This is a genomic window from Glutamicibacter sp. 0426, assembly GCF_001906485.1.
GTDB classification, from domain to species: domain Bacteria; phylum Actinomycetota; class Actinomycetes; order Actinomycetales; family Micrococcaceae; genus Glutamicibacter; species Glutamicibacter nicotianae.
In genome coordinates this window covers 468,989-488,510 of sequence record NZ_MPBI01000002.1, presented here as the reverse complement: position 1 = coordinate 488,510, position 19,522 = coordinate 468,989, and the positions used below count along the sequence as shown (strand labels likewise).

Sequence of the window (19,522 nt, the reverse complement as noted above, 5' to 3'; positions counted from 1 at the left end):
TTCCTAGTGGCGTTCGGCAGCCAGTACCGCACGGGCCTGGTCGACATCCTCGGTCATCTGCTCAATCAAGGCTTCGATGCCGCGGTAGGCGACCATCGGACGCAGATGGGAAATGAACTCGACGACAATCTGCTGGCCATACAGGTCGAAATCTTCCACCCCTTCTTCGGGACGGTCGATCACATGCGCCTCGACCACGCGGGAGACACCATCGAAGGTCGGGTTCGAGCCAACGGAAATTGCCGCCGGCCAACGCACCTCGGCCTCATCAATGACCCAGCCGGCATACACGCCATCGGCAGGGATGATCCCGGTGGCTTCGGGATCCAGATTTGCGGTGGGGAATCCCAGCTCGCGTCCGCGGGCGTGGCCATGCACTACTTCGCCGCGCATGCGATGCGGCCGGCCGAGGATCGCGGCGGCGGCCTCAACGTTGCCAGCCGCCAGTTCCTCGCGCACCCAGGTCGAAGACAAGCGCCGCTTATCCCCCACGTCTTCAACGCCGATGACCTCGAAACCGTATTTGGCTCCCAGCTCCTGCATGTAGCCGAAGTCTCCGGAATTGCCGCGGCCGAACCGCACATCGTGCCCGACAACGACGGCTACGGCGTTCAGCTTCTCCACGATGATGGAACGGACGAACTCTTCAGCGCTTTGATCCGCAAATTCCAGGGTGTAGTGGATCATCAGCGTGGCGTCCAGGCCAACGCTAGCCAGGGTGTCGATGCGGTCGGCGATGCCCATGATCAATTCAGGAGCATTCTCGGGACGGTGCACCAGCGCCGGGTGCGGGTCGAAAGTGATTGCCACCGATTGTGCAGAGCGCGCTTTGGCCTGTGTGACAGCTGCATCCAGCACTTCGCAGTGGCCCAGGTGGACACCGTCAAAGTTGCCAATGGTCACGACAGTGGGCGCCATATCCGCGGGGACGGCATCCAAGCCCTTCCAATAGTGCACTTTGCTCCTTCAGAAATTCTGCTGCGGTGGATGGAAAACCCACCGAGGTAATTCTTGCACGTCTTTAGACGTGACGCTCATTACGGTTACGGTACAGCCACCACAGTCCGATGAGCGGCAGAACCAGCGGAACGTATCCGTACCCTTCGCCAAAACCGCTCCACACCGATGGATGCGCGAATTCTTCGGGGTGGGTCAGCGACAGGATTCCCACGACGATCACGCCCACCAATTCAATGGCTACCGCATACAGAGAGACCAGCCAGGCGCCACGCTTGGCCGAGGACAACGAGAACGTGGCCAGGATGTAGATCAGGCCGGAAACCAGCGACAGGCTGTACGCGATCGGAGCCTCGTCGAATTTGCTCATGATCTGGTAGACCGCGCGGACCGTCGCCGCAAGAGCGAGGATGCCGTAGACGGCAATGATCACGCGGCCCAGGCCGGTGGACCGGCTCGGCTTGGGAGCCTTGTTGGCGCTGCGGGCCTCGGCGGCCTGCATGATGCGCGAGTTGCGCTGCTTTTCACCCATGGGGTACTCCTACTGCCAGATCTGTTCCATGCGGAACACCATAACGAAAGTGACCGCGGCTGACGCGGCCAGCACGGCGTTGGACCAGCGGCTCTTCTCGCTGATGGCCCAGAAGAAGGCGATCGGCGGCATGATCAGCGCCGTGATGAAGTAGCCCCAGAATTCCACCGGGTCCCCCTGCACCGCGTTGCCGCCAGCCTGGCGGATCACCGCCGCAATGCCGTAGGCAATCAGGAACAGCTCGGTGGCCACCGCGCCGATCAGCGCCCAGTCATCCGGGTGCTTGCGAATTGCTGTTGCAATCACTGCCACCAGAAACGCCAGCGCACAGACCACCGCGCCGGCGATGAAGAATCCATTCAGGGCAATCAAGCCAGGTCCTTTCGGGATTACTTGGCGGTGAAGACCAAGGCGGTACGGGCCTTGTCGCCCTTGTCTTCCAGCAACGCGACGAGCACGCCGTTGGGCGCGAACGCGGCAACGGTCTGGCCTTCGGCGATGTCCATGCTCAAGTGCGAGGCGGGGATGGTGCGGCCGAACGATAACTCGACTGCTTCGTCGACGCTGACCGTGCGGTTGGGGAACAGCGCCGCGGCGGCCTTTTCAATGGGGAGGATCTCGAATTCCTGGGCCAGCTGCTCCAAGGTGCGGGTGAGCCCGATCTTGTACGGGCCCACCTCGGTACGGCGCAGCGCGGTGAGGTGCCCGCCCACGTTCAATGCTTCGCCCAGATCGCGGGCCAGCGCACGGATGTAGGTTCCGGATGAGCAGGAGACGGTGACGTCCACGTCGAGGATCTTGCCGCCGTTTTCGCGGCGCACCTCGTGGATCTCGAAACGCGAAATGGTCACCGGACGGGCCTTGAGCTCCACTTGTTCGCCGGCGCGCACGCGGGCGTAGGAACGCTTGCCATCGACCTTGATGGCCGAGACCGAGCTCGGGGTCTGCTGGATGTCGCCGCGCAGCCGGGCCACCTCGCGTTCGATGTCCTCGTCGCTGACAGCTGCTGCGATGCGTTCGGAAATGATCTCGCCTTCGGCATCGTCGGTGACGGTGTTCTGCCCCAGGCGGATGGTGGCGGTGTAGGTCTTGTCGTGGCCCACGATGTAAGTCAGCAAGCGGGTTGCCTTGTTCACGCCGATCACCAGCACGCCGGTGGCCATCGGGTCCAGGGTGCCGGCATGGCCGACTTTCCTGGTCCCAGCGAGTCGGCGGATGCGGCCCACCACGTCATGGGAGGTCATTCCCTGGTCTTTGTCGACTAATACGAGGCCTGATGCCTGCTCTTGCGTGTTCTGCCCGGCTTTACTCACGCCTTCCAGTATATGGGCTGTGCAGAGAATAAGCCTGCCGCGGGTTCCAAGCGTGGCAGATCCCACGTGCGGACCAATCCCCCTCCGATAGCGTGGCTGCAGACCCGCCCGGACGCCGCGTCACAGAGGGACTGGAAAATTATTTTGACGGGATTCCAATCCGCCAGGCATCCGGCACCGAATGCTCCATGACAGCCTGCTCCGCACGGACAGGAAAGGAACCGACGACAATAGTCGCGGCGAAGCAAGGAGAAAATCATGAAGCGCACATACAGCAAAGCCGCTGGAGTCTTCGGGCTCATCGCAGTCGCCGCCATGGGACTGAGCGCCTGCTCGACAGGTTCGGAAACCATGGAATCGCCCACCGCTTCCGCTTCGGAAAGCAGCTCTCCGATGGCCAGCGAGTCGGCCATGGATCCAGCCGGAAATCTCGTTGGCCCAGGCTGCGCAGCCTACGCCGAAGCAGTCCCGACCGGTGATGGCTCGGTAGAAGGCATGGCGCAGGATCCAGTAGCCGTCGCCGCCTCGAATAACCCGCTGCTGACCACGCTGACCTCGGCGGTCTCCGGTGAGCTGAACCCGGACGTGGACCTGGTCGATACGCTCAACGGCGGCGAATTCACCGTCTTCGCACCGGTGGATGACGCCTTCGCCGAGATTCCGAAGGATGACTTGGCAGCAGTGGCCAAGGACGCCGACACCCTGACCAGCGTGCTGACCTACCATGTGGTTTCCGGCCAGATCGCACCGGCTGATCTTCCCGGAACCCACAAAACGGTCCAGGGCGAGGATCTTGAAGTCACCGGCAGCGGTGATGATCTGGAAGTCAACGGGGCCTCGGTCATCTGCGGCGGCGTGCAAACCGCCAACGCGACCGTGTACCTGGTGGACACCGTCCTGATGCCGCCGGCCAAGAAGTAGCACCCCCGGAAACAGCAGGTCCGCCGGCATGGAGGTGGTGCGTGGAATACCTTCCATGCACCACCTTCGCCGGTGCTGCGGGAACGTGGTTCCCTCAGCCCAGCTATTTCCCGAACGCCACGCCACCGCAGAGCGCCGCTGAGGCACAAATGCATGAGACTCTAGGATTCATGAGTTCCAATAGACTCGACGCCATAGAAGACGATTCCGTGCAAACGCCAGACGACTTGTTGCGGCAGGTCGCGCTGGGGGCCGAATCTGCCTTCGAATCGCTCTATGATGCCATGGCATCGCGGGTCTTCGGCCTCGTGCTGCGGGTGCTTCGCGACCAGGCGCAGAGCGAAGAGGTCACCCAGGAAGTATTCGTCGAAGCGTGGCAGCAGGCCAAGCGCTTCGATCCGTCCCGCGGAACCGCTGCATCCTGGCTGCTGACCATAGCCCACCGCCGAGCCGTGGACCGGGTGCGCTCCAGCCAAGCGAGCCAAGCCCGGGATCTGCGCATTGGAATCAAGGAATTCCAGGACAGCTACGAAGACGTGGAAGAGAACGCCATCTTGCACGACGAGACCGTACGCGTTGCCCGGGCACTGCAACAGCTCAGCGCACCGCAACGCGAAGCCATACAGCTGGCCTACTTCGGCGGATACACCCACCTGGAAGTCGCTGAGCTGCTGAAAGTACCGGTGGGAACCGCTAAAACGCGAATACGCGATGGCATGGGCAAGCTTCGAGAACTGATGGGAGTGGCGTAATGGAAAAGCATGAGAACGAGCGGACCGACAGCTTCGCCCTGGAAGCTCTGGGAGACGAGGACCGCGGCAAGCTCGCGCACCAGGACTCAGATGCCGCCCAGGCCCGCCACGAGCTGGATGCCTTGCAGGAAACTGCTGGACTGCTCGGCTTGGCAGCGCAGCCGGTTGCTCCCCCAGCACGGCTCAAGAACGATGTCATGGCAGCTATCCGCGCCACCGAGCAGCTGCCGCCCGTCCAGGACCAGGAGCCTGCCTCGGGCAGCTCCCCCGCCAGTGGCTCCACGGCTGGTGCGGAACGTGAATCCGATACCCCGGCTACGCGCCCGGCGTCGCAGCCCGGGGCACCGCGCGGCAACCAGCGCTTCTTCGCCTTGGCCGCCGGCGTCCTGCTACTGGCAGCGGCGGCGTTGGGCGGCTTGGCCATCCAGCAGAATTCCGAGCAGCGCGAGCTGGAAAGCAAAATGGCAGCCATGGCCGAACATCAGGAAGAGCTCGCCCGGATCCTGGGGGCTCCCGATGCCAAGTCCAAGACGCAGACCTTGGATGACGGGGCAACGATCACGCTGTCCTATTCCGCGGCCGAAGGACTGATGGCGGTTTCCACCTCGGGCATGCCGGAGCTGTCCAGCGACAAAGGGTACGAGCTGTGGCTGATTTCCGCCGACGGCGCAGTCCCGGCAGGAATGCTCACGGGCAGCGATGCCAACGGCATGATCATGGTTTCCGATCCGATGCAGGGGATCACTCATTTCGGGATCACCGTCGAGCCGGCCACCGGCTCCCCCGCCCCGACGACGGATCCCATCATGCTGCAGTCGCTATGAGATCGCAGAAAATCTTGTAGCCGGTTCCAATCTGCTGTGCGTCCCGTTCCGAAAACACTGTGAGTGGTTGTTCCCCCGCATTAGGGAGGGGAACATGGAACGAAACGCATGAGGTGAGTGGCAGTGGGCTTCAAGAACAAGCGCGGCAGCAGGGTTTACGTTTTCCACGCGGTAGCCGGAATATGTTCGGCAGCGCTCATGTTTGCCGTCGCCCAGTTGGCCTCGGCATTTTTCAATAGTGCTTCCTCGCCGTTTTTCGCACTGGGGTCTGCCATCATCGACTTGACGCCTCCATGGCTCAAGGACTTCGCCATCGCCACCTTCGGGACCAATGACAAGCTGGCGCTGTTCATTTCCATCGGCGTGGCGGCAGCGGTGCTCTCTGCCCTGATCGGCCTGCTGGCCAAGCGGAGTTTCGCGTTGGCCTGCACCGCCATCATTGCTTTGGCGCTGGTGCTTGCCAGCGCTGTGGCCGCCCGCGCGTCCACCAGCCTGCTGGATGTTGTCCCTACGGTGCTGGGCGCAGTCGCCGGCATCGGAGCTCTTCATTGGCTGGCCCGGCTGGCTACAGCCACCGTCCCCGAACCCGGCCAGGGCACGGCAGCTGCCGGCCCAAGCCGCAGAATATTCTTGCGCGGCGCGGTCCTGTCCTTGGCGGCCGCGGCACTGGCCACCGCGGTGTCCACCTCCGTCTCCGCTACACGCAATATGGCTGTCGCCGCCCGCAACGCCCTGCGCCTGCCAGCGGCCCGGACGAAGGCCAAGGCCCTGCCCGAAGGAGTGCAAATAGAGGAGGCGAATATGCCCCGCTTCGTTACTCCCAACCAGGATTTCTACCGCATCGACACCGCGCTGTCGGTGCCGCAGATCGACCCGAACCAGTGGTCCTTGCGCGTGCACGGCATGGTGGAGAATGAATTCACCATCGGCTTCGACGAGCTGCTGGGCGAGGAACTCGTGGAAACGTATCTGACCCTGACCTGCGTATCGAATCCTGTCGGAGGAGATCTGGTAGGCAACGCGAAGTGGCTGGGCTACCCGCTGCGCAAGGTGCTGGAGCGCGCGGTTCCCCAGGCCGGCGCCGATATGGTGCTTTCGACTTCTCATGACGGTTTCAGCGCTTCCACACCGCTACAAGCGCTGACCGATGACCGGATGGCCTTGCTGGCTATCGGCATGAACGGCGAGCCGCTGCCCTTCGACCACGGATTCCCCGTGCGCATGGTGGTTCCCGGCCTCTACGGCTATGTCTCGGCCACCAAATGGGTGATTGATTTGGAGGTGACGCGTTTCGAGGACAAGGCCGCCTATTGGACTACCCGCGGCTGGTCTGAACGCGGTCCCATCAAGATGTCCTCCCGCATCGACACGCCTCGGCCCTTCGCCGAGGTCCCTGCAGGGGAAGTTGTCTTGGGCGGAACTGCTTGGGCGCAGACCCGGGGCATTTCACGCGTGCAGGTGCAGATCGATGACGGCCCCTGGGAGGATGCGCAGCTGGCCGCCGAAGCGTCGCTGGATACATGGCGGCAGTGGCGCTTCGTGTGGAAGGACGCGGCACCGGGCATGCATGCGGCGTCGGTGCGAGCCTATGATGCGCAGGGCAAGATGCAGACCCGCGAGAAAGCCAACCCTGTGCCCAATGGCGCCAGTGGTTGGCAGCGTCTGCAGTTCACCGTGCAGTAGCCTTGCTCACCAGCACCCTATTCGTCGCGCAGCGCCTTGATAGCTTTCTCGACCCGGCGCGTCCTGGTGTCTTCGCCGCGGGCAGCCACGATGGGCTCCACATGGCCTCGTTGCTTGCTGTAGGACAGCTTGTTCCACGCTTCAAGGAGCTGCGGCTCGGCGGAGAGCAGCACGGCCAGTGGCTCGGGAATTTCGACGGTCCGCGGCTCTTCATCCAATTCGAGTTTCACGCTGATCTCATCGCCTGCGCCCTTGCCCGTGGCAGCGCGGGTTTCAGCGTTGAAGGAAATCAGGAACTGGCCACGCATCGATGAAATGGTGTTCCGGTAGCTATATCCCCCGTCAATGGTTACCAAGACAGGAACGCGCTTGCCACGGCCGAATCCGGCAACGACGTCATCTGGAACGACAATTCCGACGTTGTTCCCGCCGGTGGCACTGAGCACGGTGATGAATTCTGGCATTCTCGGGACCCCTGTTTCGGCTTATGCTGGTGATGGCTACGCTATCCCACGAACTCGGACCGGGTCTATGGGCCCGCACGGTTCCATGAGTGCTCCCGGCACGAGTCAGCCAGCACATCACACCGGTCCAGAGCATCAGAACGGCCAGCTGCCGCTCGGGGTTCGCGAGCACTTTAAATGAGTCTCGACGGACCCTTGACCACCCCTGTGCCCCGGCCTAGAGTTCGATTCATATGAGCGCATTGCCACGCGCCACCGCTGGGCTCGACATCCATGGGGGATGCCGCCAGGACCGTGTTCCACGGATTCAGCAGGCTCGTGCCATGGTTCTGGAAGCATCTGGTACTCAGCGGGTTCAAGTCTGCGTCTTCTTCGCGGCCGTCATCTGGTCGCGGCTCACTCGCACTCCCAGGAGAATCTCCCATGAAATCCCGAGTTCTCGCTGCCCTCGCGGCGGGATCGCTACTTGCCGTGCCGCTCGTCGCTGCCCCGGCCCACGCTGCCGGTGCGTCCGAGCACAGCAAGCCGTCCATTGATTCGGTGCAGTCCGTTGCCGAGGGACTCGTCGGTCCGCTCAAGGTGGCTTTCGGTCCCGAAGGCTCGTACCTTGTCGCCGAGGCCTTCGGCGGAATCCTGTCATCCATCTCAACTGATGGCACCCGCCAGGTCTTGGTATCGGCTCCCGGCAAGGAAATCGCGGGCGTCTCGCATGACCGTGGCAACACCTATTACTTCGAGAACCTCGCCGGCACGGATGAAGATCCGCAAGCCGAAGGGCCCGCACTGGTCAAGGCCATTGATGCCCAGGGATCCACCCGTACCTTGGCGGACCTGTTCGAATACGAGGTGGCCCACGACCCGGATGGCCAGACGCTCTACGGCGTACGTGACGCCTCACCCGAATGCCTGGCCCAGGCCCCGTACCTCCAGACGCATGGCGAGGTGTACTCGCACCCGTACTCCAGCGTTCCGGCCGCCAACGGCCTGTACGTGGGCGATGCCGGAGGCAACGCCCTCTACCACGTCGCAGCCGACGGCACGGTCACCCTGCTGAAGACGTTGCCGGCTGAGCCGATCAAGATCGCCGAGCAAGTAGCGGCTTTGGCCGGGGAAATGGGCTTGGCCGTTCCGGAGTGCATGATGGGCCTGGATTACTGGGCCCAGCCGGTGCCTACCGACATCACCGTGCACAAGCAGTGGCTCTACTACGCCGTCTTGCCCGGCGTTCCGGGCGAGGGCCTGTCGAAGGGCAAGGTCTACCGGATGAACCTGCACAGCAAGGTCACGCAGCTAGTGGCCACCGGGCTGAATGCCCCGACCGGGGTGGCGGTCGATGACCGCGGCCGGGTGTTCGTGGCCGAGCTCTTCGGTGGCGGCGTGGGAGCCATCCGGCACAGCGAGTCCATGACGGTGCTGCCGGTGCCGATGGCTTCTGATGTGGCAATCGACGGCACCAGGGTGGCGGTCACCGCCAACGCCCTGACGCCTTCGGGCACCCTGCTCAGCGCCCGGATAGCCCGCTGATCACCGGCATCCACCGGAGGGCTTGCCGCGACGGAAACTCATGAATTAAAAATGCTGGGGATCGCACCATGGTGCGATCCCCAGCATTGCATCCGGGCGGAAGGATTCCGGGAAGCTCCTAGGCTTCTTCGGCGTCCTCGTCCTTCTTGTATGGGTCCTGGTCTCCGGCGAAGTCCTTGCCTTCGCGCAGGGCCGCGACCTCAGCGTCCTTCTCGCGGGCCTTGGCCAGCAGTTCCTCCAGGTGCGAGGCACCCTCGGGAATCTCGTCAGCGACGAAGGCCAGCGTCGGGGTCAGGCGGATGGTCAGGTTCCGGCCCAATTCCTTGCGCAGGGCGCCGCCACGCTTTTCCAGCAGGGCGGCGATGTCCTTCTTCATCTCGTCATCGCCAAAGACGGTGTAGTACACCGTAGCGTGCTGCAGGTCGTTGGTGACGCGGGCATCGGTCACGGTGACGTTGTCGATGCGCTCGTCCTTGATGACGTTGCGCAGCGACTGGGCCATGAGGACCTGTACGCGCTTAGCCAGGCGTGCGGCGCGGGCTGAATCAGCCATGGTTTTCTCCTAATGGTTCAAAACTCGTGGGCGCTTGACCAAAGCTTATCGGTCAAACGCCCACGAATCAGTGAGTCACACTGCTAATTGCCTGTCGGCAATTAGTCGCGTGGCTTTTCGCGCATCTCGAAGGTCTCGATGATGTCGCCTTCCTTGATGTCGTTGAACGACCCCAGGCCGATACCGCATTCGAAGCCCTCGCGGACCTCGGTGACATCGTCCTTCTCGCGGCGCAGCGAATCGATCGACAGGTTGTCGCCCACGACGTTGCCGTCGCGTACCAGGCGGGCCTTGGAATTGCGCTTGATAGTGCCCGAGCGGATGATCGAACCGGCAATGTTGCCGAACTTCGAGGAGCGGAATACCTGGCGGATCTCGGCGGTACCGAGGGCCACTTCTTCGTATTCCGGCTTGAGCATGCCCTTGAGCGCTGCTTCGATGTCGTCGATCGCGGAGTAGATGACCGAGTAGAAGCGCATGTCGACGCCTTCCTTGTCGGCCAGTTCTGCCACGCGCTCGGCTGGGCGGACGTTGAAGCCAATGATGATGGCGTTGTCCACGGTTGCCAGGTTGACGTCGTTCTGGGTGATCGCACCGACACCGCGGTGGATCACGCGCAGCTGCACGTCGTCGCCTACCTCGATCTTCATCAGCGAGTCTTCCAGTGCCTCGACAGCACCGGAAGCGTCACCCTTGAGGATCAGGTTCAGGGTATCGATCTTGCCATCGGCAACAGCCTTGTCGAAGTCTTCCAAGGTGATGCGCTTGCGGCGCTTGGCCAGCAACGCATTGCGCTCTGCGGTCTCGCGCTTGTCAGCGATCTGGCGGGCGGTGCGCTCGTCTTCGGTGATCAGGAAGCCGTCGCCAGCACGCGGAACCGAGGACATGCCCAGGACCTGTACCGGACGCGATGGCAGTGCCACGTCGAGGTTCTCGCCGTTCTCGTTGAACATTGCACGCACACGGCCGTGGGCGGTGCCCACCACCATGGTGTCGCCAACGCAAAGGGTACCGGACTGGACCAGGACGGTGACAACCGAACCGCGGCCCTTGTCCAGGTTCGCTTCGATAGCCACGCCGCGAGCGGACTTGTCCGGGTTCGCCTTCAGTTCCAGGACATCGGAGGTCAGCAGGACAGCGTCCAGCAGCTCTTCGATACCTTGCTTCTGCAGTGCAGAAACCTTCACGAACATGGTGTCGCCACCGTATTCCTCGGGTACCAGGCCGTACTCGGTCAGCTGGCCCATGACCTTGTCAGGGTTGGCGCCTTCCTTATCGACCTTGTTCACTGCGACGATGATCGGCACGCCGGCAGCCTGTGCGTGGTTCAGCGCTTCCACGGTCTGCGGCATGACGCCGTCGTCCGCTGCGACAACCAGCACTGCAACGTCGGTGACCTCGGCACCGCGGGCACGCATGGCGGTGAACGCCTCGTGGCCCGGGGTATCGATGAAGGTCATCGCGCGCTGGCGGCCCTCGTGCTCATGGTTGATCTGGTATGCACCGATGTGCTGGGTGATGCCGCCGTGCTCGCCCTCGATGACGTTCGACTGGCGGATGGCATCCAGCAGTCGGGTCTTACCGTGGTCGACGTGGCCCATTATGGTGATGACCGGGGCGCGCTCTTCGAGCACGTCTTCGCCTTCGGCCTCAAGTTCGGCTTCCAGGTCCAGTCCGAAGCCTTCGAGCAGCTCCTTGTCCTCGTCCTCTGGGGAGACGACAAGCACCTTGTAGCCCAGCTCTTCACCGAGCACCTCGAAGGTCGCCTCATCCAGCGACTGGGTTGCGGTAGCCATTTCACCGAGGTGGAACAGCACGGTCACCAGCGCGGCCGGGTTGGCGCCAATCTTGTCAGCGAAATCGGTGATCGACGCGCCGCGGCGCAGACGGATCTCGGTGTCACCGGTGCCGCGCGGAACATTCACGCCGCCCAATGACGGAGCACTCATCTGCTCCAATTCCTGGCGCTTTGCGCGCTTGGACTTGCGCTGCTTGCCGCGACCGGCGCCTCCCTTGCCGAAAGCGCCGCCAACGCCACCGCGGCCGCGTGGTGCGCCTGGGCGGAAGCCGCCACCGGTGCCGCCACCGCCGCCGCCACCTGGGCGACCGCGTCCGCCGGCACCTGCACCCGGACGTCCGCCGCCTGCTGGGGCTGGACGATCGGTGCGGTTAGGCATCATGCGCGGAGTTGCAGTGGTGCCGGCGCCTGGGCGTGGACCGCCTGCACCAGCTGGGCGTGGAGCGCCCTGGCCTGCTGGGCGTGGGCCGCCTGCGCCGGCTGGACGTGGACCGCGCTGGCCATCGCGTGGCGGGCGTGGGCCGCCCTGGCCGTCGCGGGCCGGGCGTGGACCGCCAGCACCAGCTGGACGTGGACCGCGCTGGCCGTCACGTGGCGGACGAGGACCGCCCTGGCCACCTTCGCCGCGCATGCCCTGCTGCGAGGAGAACGGGTTGTTGCCTGGACGTGGACCGCCCGGACGTGGGGCGCCTGGACGTGGGGCACGACCGCCTTCGCGGCTGCCGCCGCCACGGCGTTCGCCGGACTCAGCGCCGCGCATTCCCTGCTGGGACGAGAACGGGTTGTTGCCTGGGCGCGGAGCGCCTGGCTTTGGAGCCGGCTTGGCGCCTGGCTTCGGTGCTGGGGCTGCACCCGGCAATGGAGCGCCAGGGGTTGCCTTCGCGGTTGGAGCGGCAGGTGCTGCTGGTGCAGCAGGAGCCGGAGCCGGCTTGGCGCCTGGCTTCGGCGCCGAGCCACCTGGGGTAGCTGCCGGCTTTGGAGCTCCAGGGGTCGCTGGCTTGGCGGCGGCTGGCTTCGCAGCTGCTGCTGGCTTGGCGGCACCGTTCGAACCCGGGAATGCGTCGCGCAGCTTGCGCGCTACGGGTGGTTCAACGGTCGAGGAAGCGGAACGAACGAATTCGCCCATGTCCTGCAACTTGGTTAGTGCTTCTTTTGAAGTGATTCCGAGCTCTTTGGCGAGCTCGTGAACGCGGGGTTTAGCCACATCTCTCCTGTGTCGATGTGATCTGCTCAAACCCCGGTATCAAAAGATAAATCTTTGGATCAGCGGTCTGGCAGATCAGCTGTGTAATTCGTGAAATTCTTCCGTCGCACGGTGGATCACGCAGAACTGATAATTCATCGTTGTGCGCTCAGCATTGCCGACTCATCGGGTTGCCATCAGATTTCTGACCCGCTTTCATCATGTTTGCCAGATAGCTGGCTTGCTGCCAACTGATCTTCGTATGCAGTGAATTCCTGCAGTACCTGCGAATCGTCTACCGCGGATCTGAAGGTCCGCGCGAACGCTCGGCGCTGCACTGCTTGCTGCACACACTTTTCGGTCCCGTGGGTCCAAGCGCCCCGCCCGAAAGCGGAACCTTGCAGATCCAGATTCACCGCACGCAGCGGTGCACCGTCTTTGAGGACCCAACGGAGCAGCTCGTTCTTATTGGTTACGGTTCGACAGCCAATGCACGTGCGTTGCTGATGCAGCTTCATGCGAGCGCCGTCGCCACCTTCCCAAGTTATTACGAGCCATCTACTAGTCTAGCGCGTTTGGACGCCATAGCGCGCATGAGATGCGGCTCACACGCAACCAGGCGTCCAGCACGCTGAACCGGAATTCTTCGGCAGCTGCTTACAGCTGCGGTTCCTTGCCGCCCGATGCGGCCAGGATGTCGATGCGCCAACCGGTCAGCTTGGCTGCGAGGCGGGCATTCTGCCCTTCCTTGCCGATCGCCAGCGAGAGCTGGGAGTCGGGGACAACCACGCGGGCACGGCGTTCACTTTCGTCCAGGATCTCCACCGAGATGACTTTCGACGGGGACAGAGCCGCTGCGATGAATTTTGCTGGATCCTCGTTGTAATCGACGATGTCGATCTTTTCGTCATTCAGCTCGTTCATCACAGCGCGCACGCGGGTTCCCATTTCGCCAATGCAGGCGCCCTTGGCGTTGACGCCGGCCTTGGTTGCACGCACGGCGATCTTGGTGCGGTGGCCAGCTTCGCGGGCCAGCGCCTCGACCGCGACGGTGCCGTCAGCGATTTCCGGAACTTCCATTTCGAACAGCCGGCGAACCAGGTTCGGGTGGGAGCGCGACAGGGTAATGGCCGGGCCCTTGTTGCCGCGCTCGGCCGAGACAACGTAGGCGCGCAGGCGGTTGCCGTGCTGGTACTTCTCGCCTGGCGACTGCTCGACCGGCGGCAGCAGCGCTTCCAAGTCGCCGAGCTTGACCTGCACCATGTGCGAGGAGTAGCCCTGCTGGATGACGCCGGAGATCAAGGTGCCGACACGGGCCGCGTACTCGCCAACGACCTGCGCATCTTCTGCTTCCCGCAGACGCTGCATGATCACCTGGCGTGCGGTCGAAGCGGCAATGCGGCCGAAGCCGTGAGGAGTATCGTCGAATTCGCCCAGCAGCACGCCAGCGTTATCGCGGTCTTCCACCAGGATCGCCACATGGCCGTTGCTGCGCTCAATATGCGCGCGAGCGCCAGGCATGGCACCTTCGGTCTTGTTGTAGGCCAGCAGCAGGGCCGACTCGATGGTTGGAATCAAGACATCCATCGGGATGTCGCGGTCTTTTTCCAGGATGCGCAGCGCATTCATATCAATATCCACGCTTAGCCCTCCAAATCTTCAGTATCGACAGTGTCCAAGAGCGCGTCGTCGAAGTTCAGTTCTGGATCGACAACTGCTTTGCGGATATTTTCAAATGCATGGGTCGCAGGTTCGAGCACCTTGACCTTCATGCCCTTCTTGGCCGGCTCGCGGTGCTCGGCAACCAGCACGTCATTTTCGTTGACCTCTAGCAGGCGTCCGCGGAGCTTCGTGCCGTCCGCCAGTGAAAGCTTGACCATGCGGTTGATGGCGCGGATCCAGTGGCGCTGGGCAGTCAACGGTCGGGAGAGTCCAGGGGAACTGACTTCGAGTTCGTATGGAGCCGCATTCGCATAGACGGCGTCCTTGTCCAGGGCATTGGAGATGGTGGTGGTGACTTCGCCAAGTTCATCGAGATCCAGCGTTTCATGCCCGTCAGCTTTGTCGACGATGATCTGCAGGATCATTTGCTTGCCGGAGGGACGCAAGGTGACTTCTTCTAAGAGAAGCCCGTGGGATTCTACGTCTTTGGAGAGCAATGCAGTCAGACGCTGCGCTTCCTGTTCGGTATCGGCCGGCATTCCGGTCATGGATATCCTCCCACGCTATTCGATGTTGTCCTTTAAGCCTATATTGCGTTCCGCTCATTGAGAACATCCAAACGGGCACAGGTGAAGGAACTCACGCCCATTTTCCATTCATCTTGGCGCGCGGCACCGCCAATGCCCTCATTGCCTGTGTTGATCATGGCATGATCGAAACGCTATGACTGAAAAAACGCCTTATTCCTCCCCTCGCTCCGACAGGCAAGCACGCCGTGCTCCGGGCTGGATTGCTCCGGCCTTGGCTGGCGCAGTTGCCGTGGGAGTGACGTGGGGAATAGGCAGCACGCTCTTTCATGGTGCTCTGGTCGAGCACGGACTGCCCGAACAAGTCAGCGAGGCCAGCGCCGATCAACGCACGATGTGGGAACAGGGAGCAAAGCTCGCGGATCTGGCATCCCAGGCCCAGGCTTTGGCCAAACTGGCACCCGAGGAAAACGCGTCGCAGCTGTCCGCACTGGCAACTTCCTTGTCGCAGGGTTCAGCGCTGCTCGGCGAATTGCGTTTCGATGACCAAGAACCTGCGGCGTTGCCGCAACGCTACTCCCCCGACGCACTGGTTGCCCTTGCCACGAATGTCGCCAATGCCTCGGCACAGATGCCTGCATTCGAGGAGCCGTCGCTTCCCAGGGATTCGAAACTGGCCGAGATTGCCTTCCAGATCAATCTGGATGCCCGCCGTGCAGTTGCATCATCAGGTGACGAGCGCGACCACGGCTTGGCCCTGCCGCTGAGCAAAGTCGCGGGCGAGGAAAAGCAGAATGACCAGCTGGTAGCCTGCCTGCCGCATGCAGATCTGCTGGATCCGGCTATGGAAATCACCGGAGCGCAGGACATCGAGCCAACGGCCGTCGCCCGTGCACTGGACCGCGGCTACGCGCTGGATTTCCTTCTTCAGCTCACGGCTGCTCGTGGCGCTGAGTCAGCCGAGGATGCCATTGAAGATCGGCGCAGCGAATTGGGAAATCAGCTTCGCGGCCTGCGCGACGTCGTTGACGACCGGTGTGCAGACCTGCGCGAGCCCGCCTATGCATTGCCCGAAGGCGGACTGGAAGAACTAGCCAAGCTCTCCGCAGCAGCCGAAGAAGATTTTGCTGAAGCGCTGGTCGTAGCAGCGGGAAATACCGATGGCGCCGCTGGATTGGAAATTTCCGCCCTAGCATTCCAAGCTCTCCGCGAACTGCACGGATCAAGTAGTGACTACCGTCTCTTGGAAACTGTCGAGTCCAAGAAATAGCTTGAGTTCCAGCAGATTTTTCTGGCATATTTCCCACGTCGTTGATTTATCACGAAATAATTACAACCTTTATTCTCCACGGCGAATTATGGCCTGGGTTGGAACAGACGTTTCTGTCGAGATGAAGCAGGCAATGTTTCAACGATCAGTGGTTTTTAACCTTGCGTCTCGTTGAAACTGGCATACCCGATACCGGTTTTTCGTAATCGACCGTAATTTCAGTTACCAGTCTTCCCTATTCACTCCACCATCGAATGGAGCTGTAACTACATGAATTTCATTCCTACTCAACTGCTCTCGATATTCACTGCCAAAGGGTCTATGGTGAATAACAAGTGCTTAAGATTCGGCATTCAGCTCCGCTAAAACGGAGTGAAAATTTCCGCTTTCTTCCACTTATTGGGGAACTAACCACTTGCAGCTAGGTCGTCAATTGGAGGTAGTGAAATGTCAGGTCGATACATGCGTTCGACGATAGCTGAACTGGTCAGCGAAGTGATCAGTTCACGGCAAGGTCGTGCGCAGCTCAGCGCACATGGTTGGATTCAGGGCATGCCCATTGTCATTGCTCAATCCGGAGAATCTGTCAACGACGTCATGTCGCTCGTAGCCGCGCATCAGCCTCCGGTGCTGGTCGCTACCCTCGACCCCGAGAACAACGATTTGTGGTTCTTGTACGTATCAATCGGTTCCACCGCGTTGAAGACCGTGGATCCGCTGGAACCCCGCACGACAATTGCCCAACTCTACAAAGCCGCATTAGGCTCTAGCTTCCTGACCTTCAGGATCGCGCAAATGCCGACCAGTTCCATGGTTCATGCCATGGAACCGCAACAGGTCCAGCATCATGCCGGTTACCCGCCAATTAGCACATCAGCTGCCGGAAGCCGCTAGACCTTTCAGTTGCCGGCCAGGATCAGGTCCGAACCGAGCTTGATGATCAGTGCCGAAACGACGATCACGAAGACGATGCGTATGAAGGCGCTGCCCTTTGAGATGGCCATGCGCGCGCCGAGGTAGCCGCCGAGCATATTCATCAAGCCCATGGCCAGGCCTAAGGCTACCAAGACGTGCCCCGTCGGGACGAAGAGCAGCAACGCACCCAGATTGGTGCACAGGTTCACGATCTTCGCCTTGGCGGAGGACTGCAGGAAGTTGTAGCCCAGCACCGTCACCATGGCGATGATCAAGAACGATCCAGTGCCTGGCCCGATCATCCCGTCGTAGCCGCCGATCAGCAGCCCGATCAGGATGGCGCGCAGATAGTGCCCATGCCCGGTGTAGCGCAGGCGCGACAGCTCCCCCGCTTTGGGCTTGAGGATCGTGAAGAGCAGCACCGCAATGAGTGCTGCGATGATGATGGGCTGAATCGCTTCGGCTGGAAGTATTGTTGCCAGCGCGGCTCCGCCGAACGCCCCGAGCATCGCGGTCAATGCCATCGGAATCGCAGTTTTCAAATCCGGGCTGGTGCGCCGGTAGTAGGTCACCGCGCTGGTTGCAGTCCCGAAGATCGAGCCGAGCTTATTCGTGGCCAACGCCTGCACCGGAGTGATGCCGGGGAAAAGAAGCAGCGCGGGCAATTGGATCAGGCCGCCGCCGCCAACCACCGCGTCGATCCATCCAGCGCCCAAGGCTGCCAGAAGCAGCAAGGCCAGGGGCCAGAAGGAGACGGGTTCACCGTTGACGGACAGCAATTCCAAGATCTCTTGCACCGCGCTACTCCCCTATTCAGTTTTCGGCTGCCGCGCTCTTAGGCAGACAGCTCCCCAACGACGTCCTCGACCTTGACGTCGCGGCGTTCGCCTGAGGTACGGTCCTTGACCTCGACTACGCCCTCTGCGAGGCCACGGCCCACCACGACAATGGTTGGGATGCCGATCAGTTCCGCATCGGAGAACTTCACGCCAGCGGAAACCTTTGGACGGTCGTCCAGGATGACCTCCAGGCCGGCCGCTTCGAATTCGGCGGCCAGCTTCTCGGCGGCTTCCAGCAGCTCTGGGCCCTTGCCGGTGACAACCATGTGGATGTCGGCTGGGGCAACCTGCTTTGGCCATGCCAGGCCGTTTTCGTCGTGGTACGCCTCGGCGAGCGCGGCTACCGCACGGGTGACGCCAATGCCGTAAGAACCCATGGTGACGACGGTCAGCTTGCCGTTCTGATCCAGGACCCGCAGATCCAGTGCTTCGGCGTACTTGCGGCCGAGCTGGAAGATGTGTCCCATTTCGATGCCGCGTTCGGTGCGCAGCGGGCCGGAGCCATCCGGTGCCGGATCTCCTTCGAGCACGTTGACCGACTCGATGGTGCCGTCAAAGCCGAAGTCGCGCTCGGCCACCAGGCCGAAGACGTGCTTGCCCTTTTCGTTTGCGCCGGTGATCCACGAGGTGCCGGATACAACACGGGGATCAACCAGGTAGGTGATGCCGCTGGTTCCCTCGGTACCCAGAACAGCCTTGTCCAGGCCGTTGCCCGGGCCGATGTAGCCAGCAACCAATTCTGGGTGCTTGGCCAGGTCTTCGCCGTTAGCGGCTTCAACCTGGACCTCGCCGATGATGCCCAGCGGGGCACCTACGGTAGCTTCGACGCGCTTCAGGTCCACCTGGCGGTCGCCTGGAACACCGATGATTACCAGCTGGCGGTTGCCTTCAGGGTCGGTCACGGCCAGGACAACGTTCTTCAGGGTATCCTTGGCTTCCCAGGCACCGGCCTCGCGTGGGCGCAGCTCGTTGGCCGCGGCCACCAGGGTTTCGATGGTCGGGGTGTCCGGGGTATCGACGACCTCGAACGCAGGTGCGTTGGTGTAATCGATGGATTCTGGCACCACGGTGGTCACAGCCTCGACGTTCGCAGCATAGCCGCCTGCCGAACGCACGAAGGTGTCCTCGCCGATAGCCGTTGGATGCAGGAACTCCTCGGATTTGGAGCCACCCATGGCGCCTGCCTGCGCGAAGACCGGGACAACTTCCAGTCCCAGGCGCTCGAAAATCTTCAGGTAGGCGGCGCGGTGCGCCATGTAGGCCTCGTCCAGGCCCTCGTCATCGATGTTGAAGGAGTAGGAATCCTTCATGATGAATTCGCGGCCGCGCAGCAGGCCCGCGCGCGGACGTGCTTCGTCGCGGTACTTGTTCTGGATCTGGTACAGGTAGACCGGCAGATCCTTGTACGAGTTGTACAGGTCCTTCACCAGCAGGGTGAACATTTCCTCATGGGTCGGAGCCAGGAGGTAATCCGCATCTTTGCGGTCCTTGAGGCGGAACAGGCCTTCGCCGTATTCGGTCCAGCGGCCGGTCTGCTCGTAAGGCTCGCGTGGCAACAGCGCTGGGAAGTGGACTTCCTGGCCGCCGATAGCGTTCATTTCCTCGCGAACGATAGCTTCAACACGCGCAAGGACCTTCAAACCCAACGGCAACCAGGTGTAGATTCCCGGGGCCGCACGACGGATGTAACCGGCGCGTACCAACAACTTGTGGCTGGCGACTTCGGCGTCAACCGGATCTTCACGCAAGGTGCGCAAGAAGGTAGTGGAAAGCTTCAAAACCACTCGGGGTGTCCTTTTCCGTCC

At 62.1% G+C, this 19,522-nt stretch carries 19 protein-coding genes; 7 read left to right on the top strand and 12 right to left on the bottom strand.

The features are described from left to right. Positions 1–3: 3 nt before the first annotated feature. The 4 genes from BKX98_RS07755 to truB form a co-directional block, all read right to left on the bottom strand. Positions 4–957 carry a bifunctional riboflavin kinase/FAD synthetase gene (locus BKX98_RS07755; RefSeq protein ID WP_073706753.1) on the bottom strand — a complete coding sequence of 318 codons (954 nt, stop codon included), beginning with the start codon at positions 955–957 and terminating at the stop codon, positions 4–6. Positions 958–1,021: 64 nt separating this feature from the next. Then, the gene (locus BKX98_RS07750) at positions 1,022–1,489 is read right to left on the bottom strand and encodes a hypothetical protein (protein WP_174787679.1); all 468 of its coding nucleotides are present in this window, start codon (positions 1,487–1,489) and stop codon (positions 1,022–1,024) included. Positions 1,490–1,498: 9 nt separating this feature from the next. Further along, positions 1,499–1,861, bottom strand: coding sequence for a hypothetical protein (locus BKX98_RS07745; protein ID WP_083586687.1), 363 nt, complete (start codon positions 1,859–1,861; stop codon positions 1,499–1,501). Between the two features lie 17 nt (positions 1,862–1,878). Next, positions 1,879–2,802 carry a tRNA pseudouridine(55) synthase TruB gene (truB, locus tag BKX98_RS07740; protein ID WP_073706752.1) on the bottom strand — a complete coding sequence of 308 codons (924 nt, stop codon included), beginning with the start codon at positions 2,800–2,802 and terminating at the stop codon, positions 1,879–1,881. 258 nt (positions 2,803–3,060) lie between these two features. Here truB and BKX98_RS07735 point away from each other — a divergent pair, with 258 nt between their 5' ends. From BKX98_RS07735 to BKX98_RS07720, 4 genes are all read left to right on the top strand, one after another. Continuing rightward, on the top strand, positions 3,061–3,723 hold the full coding sequence (locus BKX98_RS07735) for a fasciclin domain-containing protein (RefSeq protein ID WP_038989659.1): 663 nt from the start codon (positions 3,061–3,063) through the stop codon (positions 3,721–3,723). A 170-nt stretch (positions 3,724–3,893) separates the two neighbouring features. Then, positions 3,894–4,475: an ECF RNA polymerase sigma factor SigK gene (gene sigK, locus BKX98_RS07730; protein WP_073706751.1), complete on the top strand. Its 582-nt coding sequence runs from the start codon at positions 3,894–3,896 to the stop codon at positions 4,473–4,475. Further along, positions 4,475–5,299: an anti-sigma factor gene (locus BKX98_RS07725; RefSeq protein WP_073706750.1), complete on the top strand. Its 825-nt coding sequence runs from the start codon at positions 4,475–4,477 to the stop codon at positions 5,297–5,299. Before sigK ends, BKX98_RS07725 begins: the two co-directional genes overlap by 1 nt. A 198-nt stretch (positions 5,300–5,497) precedes the next feature. Continuing rightward, positions 5,498–6,982 (top strand): molybdopterin-dependent oxidoreductase, encoded by a 1,485-nt coding sequence (locus BKX98_RS07720; protein WP_038990105.1) that lies wholly within the window; start codon positions 5,498–5,500, stop codon positions 6,980–6,982. Between the two features lie 17 nt (positions 6,983–6,999). Here the strand turns inward: BKX98_RS07720 and BKX98_RS07715 are convergent, their stop codons facing one another. Next, positions 7,000–7,446 (bottom strand): YdeI/OmpD-associated family protein, encoded by a 447-nt coding sequence (locus BKX98_RS07715; RefSeq protein ID WP_052253498.1) that lies wholly within the window; start codon positions 7,444–7,446, stop codon positions 7,000–7,002. Positions 7,447–7,869: 423 nt separating this feature from the next. Here BKX98_RS07715 and BKX98_RS07710 point away from each other — a divergent pair, with 423 nt between their 5' ends. Continuing rightward, positions 7,870–8,970 (top strand): ScyD/ScyE family protein, encoded by a 1,101-nt coding sequence (locus BKX98_RS07710; RefSeq protein ID WP_073706749.1) that lies wholly within the window; start codon positions 7,870–7,872, stop codon positions 8,968–8,970. A gap of 118 nt (positions 8,971–9,088) precedes the next feature. Here the strand turns inward: BKX98_RS07710 and rbfA are convergent, their stop codons facing one another. The 5 genes from rbfA to rimP all read right to left on the bottom strand — a co-directional run bounded on the left by rbfA (position 9,089) and on the right by rimP (position 14,714). After that, a complete protein-coding gene (rbfA, locus tag BKX98_RS07705) occupies positions 9,089–9,523 on the bottom strand; it encodes a 30S ribosome-binding factor RbfA (RefSeq protein ID WP_073706748.1) in 435 nt (144 codons plus the stop codon). 101 nt (positions 9,524–9,624) lie between these two features. Beyond that, complete coding sequence (gene infB, locus BKX98_RS07700) at positions 9,625–12,525, bottom strand: translation initiation factor IF-2 (RefSeq protein WP_073706747.1); 2,901 nt, start codon at positions 12,523–12,525, stop codon at positions 9,625–9,627. A 176-nt stretch (positions 12,526–12,701) separates the two neighbouring features. Beyond that, complete coding sequence (locus BKX98_RS17395; protein ID WP_052253499.1) at positions 12,702–13,022, bottom strand: YlxR family protein; 321 nt, start codon at positions 13,020–13,022, stop codon at positions 12,702–12,704. A gap of 139 nt (positions 13,023–13,161) precedes the next feature. Beyond that, on the bottom strand, positions 13,162–14,145 hold the full coding sequence (gene nusA, locus BKX98_RS07690) for a transcription termination factor NusA (protein WP_038989667.1): 984 nt from the start codon (positions 14,143–14,145) through the stop codon (positions 13,162–13,164). 2 nt (positions 14,146–14,147) lie between these two features. After that, positions 14,148–14,714: a ribosome maturation factor RimP gene (rimP, locus tag BKX98_RS07685; RefSeq protein ID WP_038989669.1), complete on the bottom strand. Its 567-nt coding sequence runs from the start codon at positions 14,712–14,714 to the stop codon at positions 14,148–14,150. 175 nt (positions 14,715–14,889) lie between these two features. On the opposite strand from rimP, the gene BKX98_RS07680 reads away from it, so the two are divergent. Next, positions 14,890–15,963: a hypothetical protein gene (locus tag BKX98_RS07680; RefSeq protein WP_143181056.1), complete on the top strand. Its 1,074-nt coding sequence runs from the start codon at positions 14,890–14,892 to the stop codon at positions 15,961–15,963. A 552-nt stretch (positions 15,964–16,515) separates the two neighbouring features. Beyond that, a complete protein-coding gene (locus BKX98_RS07675; RefSeq protein WP_121866437.1) occupies positions 16,516–16,857 on the top strand; it encodes a hypothetical protein in 342 nt (113 codons plus the stop codon). A gap of 5 nt (positions 16,858–16,862) precedes the next feature. Here BKX98_RS07675 and BKX98_RS07670 read toward each other — a convergent pair whose 3' ends face one another. Next, positions 16,863–17,654, bottom strand: coding sequence for a TSUP family transporter (locus BKX98_RS07670; protein ID WP_143181070.1), 792 nt, complete (start codon positions 17,652–17,654; stop codon positions 16,863–16,865). A gap of 59 nt (positions 17,655–17,713) precedes the next feature. Continuing rightward, complete coding sequence (locus tag BKX98_RS07665) at positions 17,714–19,501, bottom strand: proline--tRNA ligase (RefSeq protein WP_073706744.1); 1,788 nt, start codon at positions 19,499–19,501, stop codon at positions 17,714–17,716. Positions 19,502–19,522: the final 21 nt, after the last annotated feature.

What these genes read in the sequence shown, in the direction of transcription:
- BKX98_RS07750 (WP_174787679.1), bottom strand. Translation starts at nt 1,489, where the DNA reads ATGGGTGAAAAGCAGCGCAACTCGCGCATCATGCAGGCCGCCGAGGCC.
- BKX98_RS07735 (WP_038989659.1), top strand. Translation starts at nt 3,061, where the DNA reads ATGAAGCGCACATACAGCAAAGCCGCTGGAGTCTTCGGGCTCATCGCA.
- sigK (WP_073706751.1), top strand. Translation starts at nt 3,894, where the DNA reads ATGAGTTCCAATAGACTCGACGCCATAGAAGACGATTCCGTGCAAACG.
- BKX98_RS07725 (WP_073706750.1), top strand. Translation starts at nt 4,475, where the DNA reads ATGGAAAAGCATGAGAACGAGCGGACCGACAGCTTCGCCCTGGAAGCT.
- BKX98_RS07720 (WP_038990105.1), top strand. Translation starts at nt 5,498, where the DNA reads ATGTTTGCCGTCGCCCAGTTGGCCTCGGCATTTTTCAATAGTGCTTCC.
- BKX98_RS07715 (WP_052253498.1), bottom strand. Translation starts at nt 7,446, where the DNA reads ATGCCAGAATTCATCACCGTGCTCAGTGCCACCGGCGGGAACAACGTC.
- BKX98_RS07710 (WP_073706749.1), top strand. Translation starts at nt 7,870, where the DNA reads ATGAAATCCCGAGTTCTCGCTGCCCTCGCGGCGGGATCGCTACTTGCC.
- rbfA (WP_073706748.1), bottom strand. Translation starts at nt 9,523, where the DNA reads ATGGCTGATTCAGCCCGCGCCGCACGCCTGGCTAAGCGCGTACAGGTC.
- BKX98_RS17395 (WP_052253499.1), bottom strand. Translation starts at nt 13,022, where the DNA reads ATGAAGCTGCATCAGCAACGCACGTGCATTGGCTGTCGAACCGTAACC.
- rimP (WP_038989669.1), bottom strand. Translation starts at nt 14,714, where the DNA reads ATGACCGGAATGCCGGCCGATACCGAACAGGAAGCGCAGCGTCTGACT.
- BKX98_RS07680 (WP_143181056.1), top strand. Translation starts at nt 14,890, where the DNA reads ATGACTGAAAAAACGCCTTATTCCTCCCCTCGCTCCGACAGGCAAGCA.
- BKX98_RS07675 (WP_121866437.1), top strand. Translation starts at nt 16,516, where the DNA reads ATGCCCATTGTCATTGCTCAATCCGGAGAATCTGTCAACGACGTCATG.